Genomic DNA, 14,336 nt, shown 5'->3' on the forward strand with positions numbered 1-14,336 from the left:
CGGACCCATGCGTCCGCCGGACGACGTCGTCCGCGGCGCCTATCGTCTCGCCCCTCTCCGTCACGATCCCAAGCAGCCTCGACGCCTCGTTTCGAAACCAAGGAGAACACCATGCTGGTCGCCAAGCTCGTGGTCGAATTCATCGGCACTTTCTTCCTCGTCTTCACCGTCGGCATGACCGTCAAGTCGCCGGACGCGGCGGCTCTCGCGCCGCTGGCCATCGGCTCGGCGCTCATGATCATGGTCTACGCCGGCGGGCACTTCTCGGGCGGCCACTACAACCCGGCCGTCACGCTGGGGGTCACGCTCCGCGGCAAGCTGAGCTTCGCCGACGCCGTCCCCTACTGGATCGCCCAGATCATCGGGGCCGTCGCCGCGGCCGCCGCGGTCAACTTCATCAAGGGGACCGCGACCGGCGGGGTCCCGGCGGGACCGGGTGCGGCCGAGTACACCGTGCCGGCGAAGCTCCTCGTCGAGTTCCTGTTCACCTTCGCCTTGGTCTACGTCGTGCTGAACGTGGCGACGGCCAAGGGGACCGACGGGAACTCCTTCTACGGCCTGGCGATCGGATTCACGGTCGTCGTGGGCGCCTTCGCGGTCGGGCCGGTCTCCGGCGGCGCGTTCAACCCGGCCGTGGCCGTCGGCGCGGCGGTGATGGACCTGGCCAAGTGGGAGAACATCTGGATCCCGCTCGCGGCCGACTTCGCCGGCGGCGCCGTCGCGGCGGTCCTCTTCAAGGCCCTCGACCTGGGCGGCGACCGCACGATCGCGGCCTGACCTGAGCGGCGGCCGCTCAGTCGGCCTCCTCGGGGAACGTCGCGTCCTTCCAGTAGCGGCGGGTGTCGGCGGTGATCCGCGCCCGGCCGCATTCCATCAGCTCCAGCAGTCCCGCGTAGAAGGCCTGCGACGGCTCGGCCAGCCCGAGCCGTCGCAGGCTCGTCAACACGCGGGTGATCCGCAGCCAGTTGTGGTCGGGCGCGAGGAAGACCTGGCGCTTGGCCTCGAAATCGGCCGCCGGGACCACCCGCCCGTCCTCCCGTTTCAGCCCCAGGAATGCGAGGAAGCGGTCGAACGACCTCAGCAGGTTCTCCCGAAGCGCCGGCTCCTCGTGGAACGCCGCGACGTCCTCCTCGGAGAGTACCGGCGCCCGGAAGTTGAACTGGCTGGGGACTTCGAGGGGGAAGAGCCACTGGATGAAGTCGTGATGGAACTCCATCTCGTCGTCGGAGAAGGCCCAGACGTCGGCCAGCGTCCGGCCCTCGGCGTCCCGGCCCGTCCCGCGGTAGAATTCGACGAGTTGCGACATGGCCGCGCGAGCCTCCCGTTAGCCGTCGATGGCGGCGGCCGACCTGGGGACCGCCTCGTCCCTCCTATTTGATCCGGCGGCCGTCGGCGATTTCCAGTGGGGTGGGGATGTCGAGCCCTCGCGAGCCGGACGCCGACGCCGACCTGGACCGTCGCATGATGGAACACGCGCTCGGCCTTGCGCGCCATGCGGCCGAGCTGGGCGAGGTCCCCGTGGGTGCGGTCGTCGCCCGCGAGGGGCGGATCGTCGCCCAGGCGTTCAACCTGCGCGAGACCCTCCGCGACCCGACGGCCCACGCCGAGCGGCTCGCCCTGACGCTGGCCGGTCGCGCCCTGGGGCGATGGCGGCTCGACGACTGCACCCTCTACGTGACGCTGGAGCCGTGCGTCATGTGCGCGGGGGCGATCGTCCAGAGCCGGGTCGCGACGCTCGTCTACGGCGCCCCCGACCCCAAGGCCGGGGCCTGCCGCAGCCTGTACCGCCTCACCGACGACCGCCGCCTGAACCACCGCGTGGCGACCCGTTCCGGGGTCCTGGCCAGGGAATGCGGCGAAATCCTGAGTCTGTTCTTCCACGAACGCCGCGATTCCTCTAAACTGCGATGACCAGCCACGACACCGGAGGGGTGCCTGAGTGGTTGAAAGGGCCGGTCTCGAAAACCGGTGAACCGCTACGCGGTTCCGTGGGTTCGAATCCCACCTCCTCCGCTACGGCTGACGCCGTCAGAACAACTTACGTCAGCCTTCGCTGCCGTCCCCGGCGATCGTGATGCCTCTCTCAGCTCCCTACCTGGGGATGCATCCGGTATCTCTGACGACCGCGTCCTGCATGAGGGACCATGCCTCCGTCGCCGCTCGTGCGATCGAACGAGGGCCCTACTCGACCTGCTTCGCTCGCCGCGGGAGCCACGCAAGCGAGGGGGCGTGGCTCGTCGACGCCATGTCGGGCCTCGTTGCCGATGAACGGCGAGGCTCTCCATGATCCCCCCGGAAGACCCGGAGTGTCTCACGGCGTTCCTCGTCGCGTGCGATGAGCGGCGCGGGCCCAGGTGGCCTGGAAGTCGGGGGGCCACCCCGCTCTTCAAGCCGGATCTCGGCGACTCGCGGTTTTCCAGGTCGACGAGTCGACCACGCGGCGAGCCGGTTTCCCGGTCTCGTTGGCTTGCACTCCGACTGCTACGCGTTTAAAATCGCCGGCAACCAACTCACCGTATATCAGGGGCTCGCGTTGGGAGCCTCCTCGTTCGAGGCATGAGTTTGGTCGGTGGACTAACATGAGCATCAAGCGGATTTTGGTTGGAACCATGTGCGGCAGGCTGGCGTTATCCGCCAGAGAGTCCTATGACATGGTTGCAACGGTCCTGGCACGCCCTGAGAACGCCGGGATGATTGCCAACGACCACCTGGCCGGATCGATTACTTCCAAGCTTTGCAAGGAGGGGGGGACCTTCATCGACGTAGGCTCCCACATCGGGTCGGTCATCGATCATGTTACCCACGATTGCCCCAAGAGCAAGGTCATTTCTTTCGAGGCCATCCCCGAGAAGGTCGAGCATCTTCGGCGCAAGTTTCCTCACGTCGAATGCCATGGATGCGCCCTGGGGGATTCCGAGGGCGAAGTGTCATTCTTCGTGAACCTCGAGAAATCGGGCTTCAGCTCCCTGGGCAAGCCTGCCCAGGCCGGCAAGTCCAACCTGGCGGAGATCAAGGTCCCCTTGAAGACGCTTGATTCCCTCGTTCAGGGGGATCACGTCGAGGTGATCAAAATCGACGTCGAAGGTGCGGAATTGGGAGTCTTGATCGGCGGCGAAAAATTGATCGAACGAAGCAGGCCTGTGATTATGTTTGAGAGCGGGCCGCAACAGGACGACGGGTTGGGTTACACGAAAGAGGCGATGTGGAAATGGTTCTCCGATCGAAACTACGCCGTGCTCGTCCCAAATCGGGTGGCGCACAATGATCCCGGATTGACTCAAGAGGGATTCATCGAAAGTCATCTCTACCCTCGGCGGACGACGAACTACTTCGCCGTGCCGAAGGAGCGACGTGACGAGGTTCGAGATCAAGTGAGGCGCATCCTCGGATTGAATTGAATCGGACGCATGGCGGAAAAATGCATGGGATTTCAATTCGACCGATGATCAAGGATGAGCCGATTGGATAGGACCTCGAGCAACGGAGCGGTCGAACACAGCCTTTCGTAAGTTGCAAGTTTCTTCTTCCGCTTGGATGTCCGTCACTTCAAAGCCCTCTCCTCTCGATCCCCGTCCAGCCACGCCTGGGCGTCCCGGCGGGTTCGGTTGCAGGAACGCCCACAGGCTCGCTCGATCATAGCCGAGCGGGCGACGATGGGCGCGCCCACGCCGACCGTCGGCATCTCGCCGATCCGGTCGCGGCGGTCGGCGTAGCTCGTGATCGCGTCGCTCACGACGTCCCGCTCTCGGTTCGCCCTGAACCGTCGAGTTGATATGATCCGCCGGTCCTCGGCCTCCTGGAGCGTTCTGCTCCCATTGAGTCAGCCAAGCAGGAGTCGCCTGGTCTGGCGCGGGAAGTCCCCGACCCCGACCACCGTCGATTATTACAGAGAATGACACATTGCGGCCTTTTATGCTCGTCATGTCTGTCTTAACAGTGTTTTCTGAAATCATAGGTTATTGTGGGCGATTGATTTCGCACGTCCCATCTTCGACCGGCCGCAAGGGCATGGCGAGGCCCTAACGGCGGCGTCTCCGCATCTCCCCGCTGCGGAAAAGCCCTTGCTTTTCACGGTTATAAGGCCTGTCGACGGCCCGCCACTTTGTCGAGTTGACGAGCGATCTCCACCTGCCTATGATATTAAAACCAATTAACTTGGGTCGGAGTCAGAAGGCCAATGACTGGACGTCTCCTCAATCATGGGATCCCCATCCTGGCGGCCGTGATGCTGCTGCTTGCGGTGGTTTCTTCGCCGATCCGGCACACTTTGGGTTTCCGCCAGACCGGATCCGCTCCCAGCCCGCGCCCGCTCCACGATCGCTCTCTCGCTCATGAGTCGAAGGGTGTGGATGAGTCACCTTCCCGATCCTGCTTCGTCGACGCGGCCTTCGTCCCGTCCGACTTCAAGGACGAGATGGAAGCCGAGATCGAGGATGAGCTGACGCTAGGCTCTCCGCCGGCCGCCTTGCCTTTCGACGCCTTCCCCTCTCCCCGTCGGAAGTCTCAGCCCGCAGTGGTCAACCCTGCCATGACGCTCGCGTCAAGACCGCTCCGCTGCTGAGATCCTCCCCCCGACGTCGGCGTCTGTTCGGTCATATCTGAGCAGACCGACGCCTCTTGCTCGCAGGATCGGCCTCGTCGAAGGCGGCTCGGTGTGTGAAAGCGCCCCGGCCTCCCTCCCACAAGGCCCCGGCGCGTGGGTCCTCCCCCTCCCAGGTCCCGTGTCCGTCTTCAACCGGCCCCAAACCCCGGACGCTCGCCCTGCGCCTTGTTGATGTGAAGGCGCGCAGGTCCGACCGAAGTTCGATGCACGTGATTCCGCTTCCCCGACGCATCGTCGCCCGTTCCATCCCGATCGTTCGGGGACGAGCCTCGACCGCTGGGGAATTCTCGCCCGACCTGTGGGTGTCGATCGGCCGCGAGGCGGCCAGGAGCAGAGAAGGCCATGAAGCGCATCGTCTCGACCGTTTTGGGACCCTTCCGATTCGCCGTCCGGCGACCCATCACCACCCTGTTCCTGCTGGTCGCGCTGATCGGCGGCACGGTCGTGGGTTTGACGAAGAAGGGTGTGGACGTCCTCCCGCCGCCGTATTCGGAAAGACTACGCACCCATACCGACGACCTGATCGCGAGATCCAGGAAGGCGAAAACGTACCTCGTCGCTCAGTATGAAAAGTACTTTGCGACGCATGAGGAGGCGGTCCACCACGAAGAGCACAAGATCGTGGTCACCAGCCCTCAGGCCCGGGACGTCACCATCACCGAGGGATACGTCTGCCAGATCCACTCGCAGCGTCACATCAACGTCTGTGCGCTCGACGGCGGATACCTGGAGGAGATCTTCGTCAAGGAAGGTCAGGCGGTGAAGAAGGGCGATCTGATGTTCAAGATCGTGCCCGTCCTCTACCAGGCGAAGCTGGAGGCCGAGAAGGCCGAGGCCGACCTCGCGCAGCTGGAATACAACAACACGAAGATGTTGTCCGACTCCAAGGTGGTCTCTCAGAACGAGGTGCTGCTGCTCCAGGCCAAGCTGGCGAAGGCCCAGGCGAAGGCGAGCCTGGCGAGGGCCGAATTGAACTTCACCAACGTCCGGGCGCCGTTCGACGGGATCATCGACCGCCTGCATGAGCAGCTCGGCAGCCTGATCAAGGAGGGCGACATCCTCACGACCCTGTCCGACAACAGCGTGATGTGGGTGTACTTCAACGTGCCCGAAGCCCAGTACCTCGACTACATGGCCGCCCTGAATCAGCACCGGGAGGATCCGAAGCTCGAGCTGATGCTGGCGGGCGACCGGAAGTTCCCCCAAGTCGGCAAGATCGGCGCGATCGAGGCGAAATTCAACAACGAGACCGGGAACATCGCCTTCCGCGCCGACTTCCCGAACCCGGACCGCCTGCTGCGTCACGGCCAGACCGGCACCGTCCTGCTCAGCCGCGTGTCGAAGGACGTCACCGTCATCCCCCAGCGGGCCACCTTCGAGATCCTGGCGAAGCGCTACGTCTACGTGGTCGGCGAGGACGGCAAGGCGCACCAGCGCGAGATCTCGATCCAGAACGAAATGGACGACATCTTCGTCGTCAACAAGGGCGTCAAGGCGGGGGAGAAGATCGTCCTCGAGGGGATCCGGCAGGTCCACGACGGCGAAGAGGTCCACTACGAATTCAACCCGCCCGAGCTGGTCATGGCTAACCTCAAGAACCGGGCGGAATGACCTCCTTTCCCGGGTAGACGAGCCAGGACGGACCCGATTTTCGGTACGGACCCAAACCCGACCCTCCGAGTGCCATGTTCGCAAAAATCCTGCATCGACCGGCGCTGGCGATCGTGATCTCGATCATCATCCTCTTCCTGGGGGGGCTGTCGATCAAGACGCTGCCGATCTCCCAGTTCCCCTCGGTCGCGCCCCCCAGCGTGGTGGTCACGGTCGCCTATCCCGGCGCCAGCGCGAACGTGCTGGTCGACTCGGTCCTGGTCATCCTGGAGCAGGCGATCAACGGCGTGCCGGACATGCGCTACATGGCCTCGGCCGCCACCAGCGCCGGCGAAGCCACGATCATGATCATCTTCGAGCCCGGGACGGACCCGAACGTGGCGGTCTTGAACGTGCAGAACCGGATCCAGACCGTGAAGAACCGGCTTCCACCCCTGGTGGAGCGGGAAGGCATCATCGTCATGCAGGCCATGACGAGCATGCTCATGTATGTGAACATCTTCAGCACCGACGAGAGCCACGACCAGAACTTCCTCTACAACTACGCCTTCGTCAATCTCCTGCCCGAGATCAAGCGGGTCCGGGGCGTCGGCAGCGCCACGATCCTCGGCAGCCGCCAGTACGCGATGCGGGTCTGGCTGAACCTCGACCGCATGAGGGCCTACAACGTCTCCGCCGACGACGTCATGAAGGCCGTGGGCGAGCAGAGCATGATCGGCTCGCCCGGGCGACTCGGGCAGGCGACCGGCACGAAGTCGCAATCGGTCGAATACGTGCTCACGTGGGTGGGCCGCTACAGCGAGCCGAAGCAGTATGAGGACATCATCCTCAAGGCGAATCCCGACGGCGAGATCCTGCGGCTCAAGGACGTCGCCAAGGTCGACCTGAGCGCCTCGTATTACAACATCTACTCGGACATCGACGGCCATCCCTCGGCCGCCATCGTCCTGAAGCAGCTCCCCGGCACCAACGCCGCCGTCGTCATCGAGGAGGTCAAGGAGAAGCTCAAGGAGATCAAGGAGGCGTCCTTCCCCCCCGGCATGACGTTCGAGGTCAGCTACGACGTCTCCAGCTTCCTGGAGGCCTCCATCGAGCAGGTGCTGCACACGCTCCTGGAAGCCTTCGTGCTGGTGTCGCTGGTGGTCTTCCTGTTCCTCGGCGACTGGCGTTCCACGCTGATCCCGACGCTGGCGGTCCCGGTGTCGTTGATCGGCACCTTCTTCTTCCTGCAGCTGTTCGGCCTGTCGATCAATCTCATTACGCTCTTCGCCCTGGTGCTGGCGATCGGCGTCGTGGTCGACGACGCGATCGTGGTGGTCGAGGCCGTGCACGCCAAGATGCACGAGAAACATCTATCGCCCTATCGAGCGACGCAGGAGGTCGTGCACGAGATCAGCGGCGCGATCATCGCCATCACGCTCGTGATGACGGCGGTGTTCGTCCCCGTGACCTTCATGACGGGCCCGGTGGGCACCTTCTACCGCCAGTTCGGCATCACGATGGCCACGTCGATCGTCCTCTCCGGCGTCGTGGCCTTGACGCTCACGCCGGTCCTCTGCGCGATGATCCTCAAGCCGCACACGGGCCAGCCGACGAAGCGCGGGCCGCTGGGCATGCTGCTGCATCTCTTCGACCGCGCCGTCGAGAAGGTCACCGGCGGATATGCGGCGTTCCTGCGGCCGGTGGTCACGCGCCGCATGCTGACCATGCTGGTCATCACGGGATTCGGCGTCGGCATCTTCCTGGTGAACACGCACCTCCCGTCGGGCTTCATCCCGCTGGAGGACCAGGGCATGATCTACGGGATCATCCAGACGCCGCCGGGCTCGACGATCGAGTACACCAACGCCAAGTCGCACGAGCTGCAGGAGATCGCCAAGAGCATCGAGGGGGTCAACTCCGTCTCCTCGCTGGCCGGCTACGAGGTGCTGACGGAGGGCCGCGGCTCGAACGCGGGGACCTGCCTCATCAACCTGAAGAGCTGGGCCGACCGCAAGATGACCTCGAAGCAGATCATCGAGAGGCTCGAAGAGGAATGCAGCAAGATGTCCAACGTGAAGCTCGAGTTCTTCGAGCCGCCCGCGGTGCCCGGCTTCGGCGCGGCCGGCGGGTTCTCCACGCGCGTGCTGGACAAGACGAACTCGATGAACTACCAGCAGCTGGGCGAGGTGACCGACAAGTTCATGGCCGCCCTGTCGAAGCGCAAGGAGGTGAAGGGGCTGTTCACCTTCTTCGCCAGCAACTATCCGCAATATGAGATTGTCATCGACAACGACGTGGCCATGCAGAAGGGCGTGTCGATCGCCAAGGCGATGGACAACCTGTCGATCGTCGTCGGCAGCACCTGGGAGCAGGGCTTCATCCGATTCGGCCAGTTCTACAAGGTCTTCGTGCAGGCGCTGCCGGAGTTCCGGCGGTTCCCCGAAGATTTCCAGAACATGTTCGTGAAGAACGACAAGGGGGAGATGGTCCCCTACTCCTCGTTCATGACTCTCAAGAAGCGACAGGGCCTCAACGAGATCAACCGCTACAACCTGTATCCATCGGCCGCCATCCAGGGGGCTCCGGCGCCCGGCTTCAGCAGCGGCCAGGCGATCAAGGCGATCCAGGAGGTCGCCGCCCAGACGCTGCCCCCCGGATACGGCCTGGGGTGGGAGGCCCTCTCTTACGACGAGGCGGACAAGGGGAACCTGGCGATCTTCATCTTCCTGATCGTCGTGATCTTCGTGTACCTGGTGCTGGTCGGTCAGTACGAGAGCTTCATCCTGCCGCTGGCGGTGATCCTGTCGCTGCCGATCGGGATCTTCGGGTCGTTCCTGTTCCTCCAGGCCATGGGGCTGTCCAACGACGTCTACGCCCAGATCGGCCTGGTCATGCTGGTCGGCCTGCTGGGCAAGAACGCGATCTTGATCGTCGAGTTCGCGGTGCAGCGCCACCGCGAGGGGCTGAGCATCCAGGAGGCGGCGATTGAGGGCGGCAAGCTGCGCTTCCGGCCGATCTTGATGACGTCCTTCGCCTTCATCGCGGGCCTGATCCCGCTGGTCCGCGCCAGCGGCCCCGGGGCGATCGGCAACCGCACGATCGGCACCACCGCGGTCGGCGGCATGCTCGTGGGCACCGTGATCGGCGTGCTGTTCATCCCCGGGCTCTATTACCTGTTCGGCAAGATGGCCGACGGCAAGAAGCTCCTCGAAGACGAGGTGGACGAGCCGCTGAGCGAGATCGTCAAGCATTGATGACGAGGAGCCTGACGACCGGCGCGTACGTACGTCCGTCCGCATCGCCGGCCGGGCCTTCGGAGCCTCGGCGAGATCGGTCGAAACATGGGCGTGCTTGCGGAGGGAGGTCCGACCGTTCGCCGCCGTCGCGAAGCTCGGCGAGGTCTGAGAAACGGAGCTTGACGGCGTCGCGGGAATCGTCTAAACGAGGTACGACGAACAAATCTCAGGTCTTCCGCGGGGCGGATCTCGCCCCGGAGTCGGGCCTCGATCCCATCTTCGCTCGCTCTCATGTGCAAAAGCTCGCGTCCACGCGTCGGACCTCGATCGGGGGGATTCGACGCGCGAGACGAACGCAGGTGACGGTTGCACGAGGCCCGATCCCCGCCAGGAGGGTGGGGACGCCCGAGGTTTCGGGAACGGTTCCGCTCCCGTCGCAGCCGGTGGCGACACCGGCTCGGCGGGACTTTCAAGGACGAAGCGGATGAACCAGTCGTTAAATCTGTCATTCACGAAGCACAAGAAGCGTGCCGTGGCGATCCTGGTCGCCTGCGGCTGCCTCCTGGTCCTCCCGTCCTGCTGGATCCCGGGACTCCGTCGCCCCATGCCGGGGCCGGGCCTGAAGGAGAGCTACGACCTCCGCAAGGAGGATCCCCAATCCGACCTGCCGGAGGTCTTCGAGGCGGCGGACAGCGCGGAGAACTCGGCGCGGCTGCAGCTCGAAGAGTTCTTCAGCGACCCCATGCTCATCGCCCTGATGTATCAGGCCCTGGACGGCAACCAGGAGTTGCGGATCCTGTCCGAGAACGTCCAGATCGCCAGCAACGAGATCCTCGCCAGGCAGGGGGCGTACCTGCCGTTCGTCACCCTGGGGGCGGCCGCCGGGATCGACCGGTACAGCAGCTTCACGATCCCGGGCGCCGGCATCCTCAACGACCCCTTCCGCCCGGGGCTGGGCCGGTCGGGGTTCCTCCCCAACCCGCTGCCGAACTACCTCCTGGGCCCCGCGTTCTTCTGGACCCCGGACATCTGGCGGCAGTTGCACAACGCCAAGGACGCCGCGGCCGCGCGCTACTACGCCGCCGCCGAGGGCCGGAACTACTTCGTGACCGGCCTGGTCGCCGAGATCGCCGAGAACTACTACCGGCTCATGGCGCTCGACCAGCGGATCGAGATCCTCGACCAGACGATCGCCATCCAGGAGCAGAGCCTCCAGGTCGCCAGGACCATCAAGGAAGGAGCCAGGGGCACGGAACTGCCCGTCCAGCGTTTCCTGGCCGAGGTCCGCAGGAACCAGAGCGAGAAGCTGATCGTCAACCAGGACATCATCGAGGCCGAGAACCGCATCAACTTCCTCCTGGGGCGCAACCCCCAGCGCGTCGAGCGGATGAAGGGCAACTTCCTCGACCTGACGCTGCATTCGCTGAGCGTGGGCCTCCCCGCCGAGCTGCTGGAAAACCGGAACGACATCCGCCAGGCGGAGCGCGAGCTGGCGTCCGCCGGGCTCGACGTGCTCGTCGCCCGCAAACGCTTCTACCCCCAGGGGTTCATCAGCTCGGGCATCGGCTACCAGGCTTTCGATCCGAAATACCTCTTCGTCACCCCCGAGGCCCTGATCGTCAACGTCGCCGGCAACCTGGTCACGCCGTTCATCAACCGGAAGGCGATCAAGGCCGAGTACTTCAGCGCCAACGCTCGGCAGTTGCAGGCCGTCTACAACTACCAGCGCGTGGTCCTGGAGGCCTTCATCCAGGTGGTCAACGACCTGGCCAGGGTGGAGAACTACCGCAACAGCATCGAGGTCAAGAAGCAGCAGTTGGCGGCCCTCGAAGAGTCCGTCGAGGTCGCCATGAAGCTCTTCCAGTTCGCCCGCGCCGATTACGTGGACGTGCTCTTCGCCCAGCGGGACCTCCGGGACGCCAGGACGGTCATCGTCGAGACCAAGCAACAGCAGCTGTCGGCCGTCGTCCAGACGTACCGGGCCCTCGGCGGCGGCAACTATCTGCTGCCGATCCCCGTCCCGCAGCCGCTGCAGCCCCATAAGTGGATGTTCTGGAAGCACGCCCATCCCGTCGCGGAAGTGGCGCGGGGGCCGCTGCCGCCGCCCGCGCCTTCCGCGGAGATGAGCCCCTTCCCGCCTCCGACGCCCACTCCGGACGCGGTCCCGGCCCCGCCGCCGACGCCCTCGGCGGCCAAGGACGAGGATCAGGACTCGTTTTCGACGCCGTCGCCGGACAAAGTCACGATCCCTCCCCCGACGACGCGCACGGACAGGATCGAGACGTCGGGTCCGTCGGCTTCGACGGGCGGCCTTCCCGATCCGCTGCCGAAGCCCATTGGGGGCGCAGGCGGCTCCGCCAACAACCCCCAGATTCCGCCTGGTTGATCGCCGGACCTTGCCGGCCGGTCACGCCGAACTCCTTCAGCACGACGTCGCCTCGCCTCTCCCGAGTCGAGGCGACGTCGAGACGTTGCCGGCCAAGCAAATTTCGGGTAAGATAACCGGGCGTCGGGACGTGCGGTCCTGCGTTCCGAGGCGTACCTCGTCACGCGACCACCCGGGCACGCGCGGCGTCGACTTCGAATTCCTCACCCGAACCGGTTCAGGGCGAACATTCCACACGGTCGGACCGAGGTCCGCGCGTCGAAAGCTCCTCTCGCACGACTCCCGCCCATCCGGGGCGGACGACTCCCATCGCGACGGCTTCCGGGCGAATTCTCCCACGGCCCCCCGGTGACGGCGGACTCGCCGGCCGCGGCCGATGATCGACGGTATCGAGAGCCTTCGGAGACGACTCGTGGATCAGTTTTCGGCCGGGAAGTCCGCGGTGGCCGCGGGGCTCAAGATCCTGGTGGTCGACGACAACGTCGATGCGGCGAACATGTTCGCCATGCTCATCCAGTTCGAAGGCCATGACGTGCGGACGGCGTTCAACGGGGCCCAGGCCATCGAATCGGTGCAGGCCTTCACCCCCGACGCCGTCTTCCTCGACATCAGCCTCCCCGACATGACCGGGTACCGCGTCGCCGAGCAATTGCGGCGGATCCCCGCGCTCGACAAGGCCATGCTGGTGGCGATGACCGGGTACAGCGACGAGGATCATCAGGCCCGCTCGGAGAAGGCCGGTTTCGACCACCACGTCGTCAAGCCGGCGGACCACGCCTACGTCATGCAGCTGCTCGACCAGGCGGCCTGCCGCCGCTGATCCGGGCGAGGGCGAGGGTCACGACGCGGCCAGGGCGTCGCGGGCCAGCTCCAACGCCCCGTGGACGACGACCTCTTCCCCGAGCGCGGCGGGGACGATGTCGAACGAGCCCCGGAACGGCCGGAAGACCTGGGCGTCGACCCGCTCGCGGATCGGTCGGAACCAGAGCTTCTCGCCGATCAGCGAGACGCCGCCGCCCAGGATGATCCGCCGCGGCGCGATCAGGGCGACGGCCTGGCAAAGGGCGAACGTCAGGGCCTCGCGGGCCCGGTCGAGGATGGCCAGGCTGCGCTCGTCGCCCTTCCAGGCGGCGTCGGCGACGTCGACCGCCGTGATCCGCTCGGGGGCGCCGGCGGCTTCGAGCACGCTCCAGCGATCGCCGCGCTTCTGCGTCGCCTTGCCCACGTTGCCGGCGAGCCGGCCGATCCCCCATCCCGAGGCGACGGCCTCCAGCTCGGGCATGTCCAGGGGGTCGTCCGGGGCGACGCCCGGCACGCGCAGATGGCCGATCTCGGCGGCGCCCCGCCCGGCGCCGCGGTAGATGCGGCCGTCGAGGATCAGGGCCCCGCCGATGCCGCTGCCGATCGTCAGGTAGAGCAGCGGCGAGCAGCCCACCCCCGCGCCCAGGCGCGACTCGGCCAGGCCGGCGACGTCGGCGTCGTTGTGGACCGAGACGACCGGGATCTCCAGGTTCTCGCGCGCCCAGTCGGCCAGGGGGAAGTCGGTCCAGCCCTCGACCTGGAACGACGTCTCGGTCCGCCCCGTTTCGGCGTCGAGCGGGCCGCCGAAGCCGACGCCCGCCGCCCGGACGTCGCCGGCGGAGAGGCCCACCTCGTCGCGCAGGGTCAGGAACCCCTTGCGGATCTGCTCGCGGATCCCCTCCGCGCCCCGGGCGGGGTCGATGGTCGCGCGCTTGAGGTGGTCGATCGAGCCCGGCCGACGGCCCAGTCCGAGCTGGAGCTTCGTCCCGCCGATCTCGATCCCGAGGAGCCAGCCGACGTCGGTGGTGCTCATGGAGGTCAGGCGTGCGCCCTGGCGCCGTTGCGGGGGGTCGACCGATGCTTGGCGGTGAACCGGCGGTGGAGGTCGTCGATCAGCCAGTGGAAGACGACCTGGTGGAGCGACTCGACGATCCCCATGTCGTCGAGTCCGACGTGCAGGTTGTGCTTGCCGATCGCCTGCAGCTTGCCGCCCGAGAACCCGGTGAAGCCGACGGTCTCCAGCCCCTTGGCGTTCGCCCACTCGACGGCCCGGAGGATGTTGGGGCTGTTCCCCGAGCCCGAAATCGCGATCAGGACGTCGCCGGGCGAGGCCAGGTTCTTGAGCTGTTCGAGGAAGACCCGCTCGTAGCCCTCGTCGTTGGCCCAGGCCATGATGCCGGCGGTGTTGTCGGTCAGGCTCAGCACCTTGAGGCGCTTCTGGTCCTCGAAATCGCAGAGCGTGCACTTGGCCAGGTCTTCGCAGAGGTGCGAAGCGTTGGCTCCCGATCCGCCGTTGCCGATGATGAAGACGAACTTGTTCGCGTCGTAGGCCCGCTCGATCACGTCGCTTACGGTCTCGATCGAGGGGACGTCGAGCCGCCCGATCTCGTCGCGCACGCGTGACAGGTAATCCCCGGCCGACAGCGTCTGTCCCAGCATCAGCGCCACTCCCTCCCGCGTGGGGCGACTCCGTCCCGCCCCTGCAACCGATCCCTCG

The 14,336-nt window shown here is 65.7% G+C and carries 11 protein-coding genes and 1 tRNA gene; 8 read left to right on the top strand and 4 right to left on the bottom strand.

Annotated elements, in window-relative coordinates; genetic code table 11:
• Positions 1-111 precede the first annotated feature (111 nt).
• Positions 112-777 carry an MIP/aquaporin family protein gene (locus PZE19_RS18230; RefSeq protein ID WP_277862060.1) on the top strand — a complete coding sequence of 222 codons (666 nt, stop codon included), beginning with the start codon at positions 112-114 and terminating at the stop codon, positions 775-777.
• A 16-nt stretch (positions 778-793) separates the two neighbouring features.
• Here PZE19_RS18230 and PZE19_RS18235 read toward each other — a convergent pair whose 3' ends face one another.
• Positions 794-1,306, bottom strand: coding sequence for an opioid growth factor receptor-related protein (locus PZE19_RS18235; protein WP_277862061.1), 513 nt, complete (start codon positions 1,304-1,306; stop codon positions 794-796).
• Positions 1,307-1,413: 107 nt separating this feature from the next.
• Between PZE19_RS18235 and tadA the strand changes: the two genes are divergently transcribed.
• The 3 genes from tadA (at position 1,414) to PZE19_RS18250 (ending at position 3,398) form a co-directional block, all read left to right on the top strand.
• A complete protein-coding gene (gene tadA, locus PZE19_RS18240) occupies positions 1,414-1,911 on the top strand; it encodes a tRNA adenosine(34) deaminase TadA (RefSeq protein ID WP_277862062.1) in 498 nt (165 codons plus the stop codon).
• Positions 1,912-1,925: 14 nt separating this feature from the next.
• A tRNA-Ser gene (locus tag PZE19_RS18245) sits at positions 1,926-2,013 on the top strand.
• 566 nt (positions 2,014-2,579) lie between these two features.
• Positions 2,580-3,398, top strand: coding sequence for an FkbM family methyltransferase (locus tag PZE19_RS18250; RefSeq protein ID WP_277862063.1), 819 nt, complete (start codon positions 2,580-2,582; stop codon positions 3,396-3,398).
• Positions 3,399-3,541: 143 nt separating this feature from the next.
• Here the strand turns inward: PZE19_RS18250 and PZE19_RS18255 are convergent, their stop codons facing one another.
• Positions 3,542-3,733, bottom strand: a complete 192-nt coding sequence (locus PZE19_RS18255; RefSeq protein ID WP_277862064.1) for a hypothetical protein — start codon at positions 3,731-3,733, stop codon at positions 3,542-3,544.
• A 1,212-nt stretch (positions 3,734-4,945) separates the two neighbouring features.
• Between PZE19_RS18255 and PZE19_RS18260 the strand changes: the two genes are divergently transcribed.
• From PZE19_RS18260 to PZE19_RS18275, 4 genes are all read left to right on the top strand, one after another.
• Positions 4,946-6,214, top strand: a complete 1,269-nt coding sequence (locus PZE19_RS18260; protein WP_277862065.1) for an efflux RND transporter periplasmic adaptor subunit — start codon at positions 4,946-4,948, stop codon at positions 6,212-6,214.
• Positions 6,215-6,288: 74 nt separating this feature from the next.
• Positions 6,289-9,450 (top strand): efflux RND transporter permease subunit, encoded by a 3,162-nt coding sequence (locus PZE19_RS18265; RefSeq protein WP_277862066.1) that lies wholly within the window; start codon positions 6,289-6,291, stop codon positions 9,448-9,450.
• 466 nt (positions 9,451-9,916) lie between these two features.
• Positions 9,917-11,818 (top strand): TolC family protein, encoded by a 1,902-nt coding sequence (locus PZE19_RS18270; protein ID WP_277862067.1) that lies wholly within the window; start codon positions 9,917-9,919, stop codon positions 11,816-11,818.
• 412 nt (positions 11,819-12,230) lie between these two features.
• Positions 12,231-12,638 (top strand): response regulator, encoded by a 408-nt coding sequence (locus tag PZE19_RS18275; RefSeq protein ID WP_277862068.1) that lies wholly within the window; start codon positions 12,231-12,233, stop codon positions 12,636-12,638.
• A gap of 18 nt (positions 12,639-12,656) precedes the next feature.
• On the opposite strand, the gene PZE19_RS18280 is transcribed toward PZE19_RS18275, so the two are convergent.
• Both PZE19_RS18280 and PZE19_RS18285 read right to left on the bottom strand, forming a co-directional pair.
• Positions 12,657-13,652 carry an ROK family protein gene (locus PZE19_RS18280; protein WP_277862069.1) on the bottom strand — a complete coding sequence of 332 codons (996 nt, stop codon included), beginning with the start codon at positions 13,650-13,652 and terminating at the stop codon, positions 12,657-12,659.
• A gap of 5 nt (positions 13,653-13,657) precedes the next feature.
• The gene (locus PZE19_RS18285; protein WP_277862070.1) at positions 13,658-14,278 is read right to left on the bottom strand and encodes a D-sedoheptulose-7-phosphate isomerase; all 621 of its coding nucleotides are present in this window, start codon (positions 14,276-14,278) and stop codon (positions 13,658-13,660) included.
• Positions 14,279-14,336: the final 58 nt, after the last annotated feature.

The organism is Paludisphaera mucosa (genome assembly GCF_029589435.1).
Classification (GTDB): Bacteria; Planctomycetota; Planctomycetia; order Isosphaerales; family Isosphaeraceae; genus Paludisphaera; species Paludisphaera mucosa.

Excerpts from the sequence above, each read along its gene's own strand:
- PZE19_RS18230 (WP_277862060.1), top strand. The coding sequence starts at position 112 with ATGCTGGTCGCCAAGCTCGTGGTCGAATTCATCGGCACTTTCTTCCTC.
- PZE19_RS18235 (WP_277862061.1), bottom strand. The coding sequence starts at position 1,306 with ATGTCGCAACTCGTCGAATTCTACCGCGGGACGGGCCGGGACGCCGAG.
- tadA (WP_277862062.1), top strand. The coding sequence starts at position 1,414 with ATGTCGAGCCCTCGCGAGCCGGACGCCGACGCCGACCTGGACCGTCGC.
- PZE19_RS18250 (WP_277862063.1), top strand. The coding sequence starts at position 2,580 with ATGAGCATCAAGCGGATTTTGGTTGGAACCATGTGCGGCAGGCTGGCG.
- PZE19_RS18260 (WP_277862065.1), top strand. The coding sequence starts at position 4,946 with ATGAAGCGCATCGTCTCGACCGTTTTGGGACCCTTCCGATTCGCCGTC.
- PZE19_RS18265 (WP_277862066.1), top strand. The coding sequence starts at position 6,289 with ATGTTCGCAAAAATCCTGCATCGACCGGCGCTGGCGATCGTGATCTCG.
- PZE19_RS18270 (WP_277862067.1), top strand. The coding sequence starts at position 9,917 with ATGAACCAGTCGTTAAATCTGTCATTCACGAAGCACAAGAAGCGTGCC.
- PZE19_RS18280 (WP_277862069.1), bottom strand. The coding sequence starts at position 13,652 with ATGAGCACCACCGACGTCGGCTGGCTCCTCGGGATCGAGATCGGCGGG.
- PZE19_RS18285 (WP_277862070.1), bottom strand. The coding sequence starts at position 14,278 with ATGCTGGGACAGACGCTGTCGGCCGGGGATTACCTGTCACGCGTGCGC.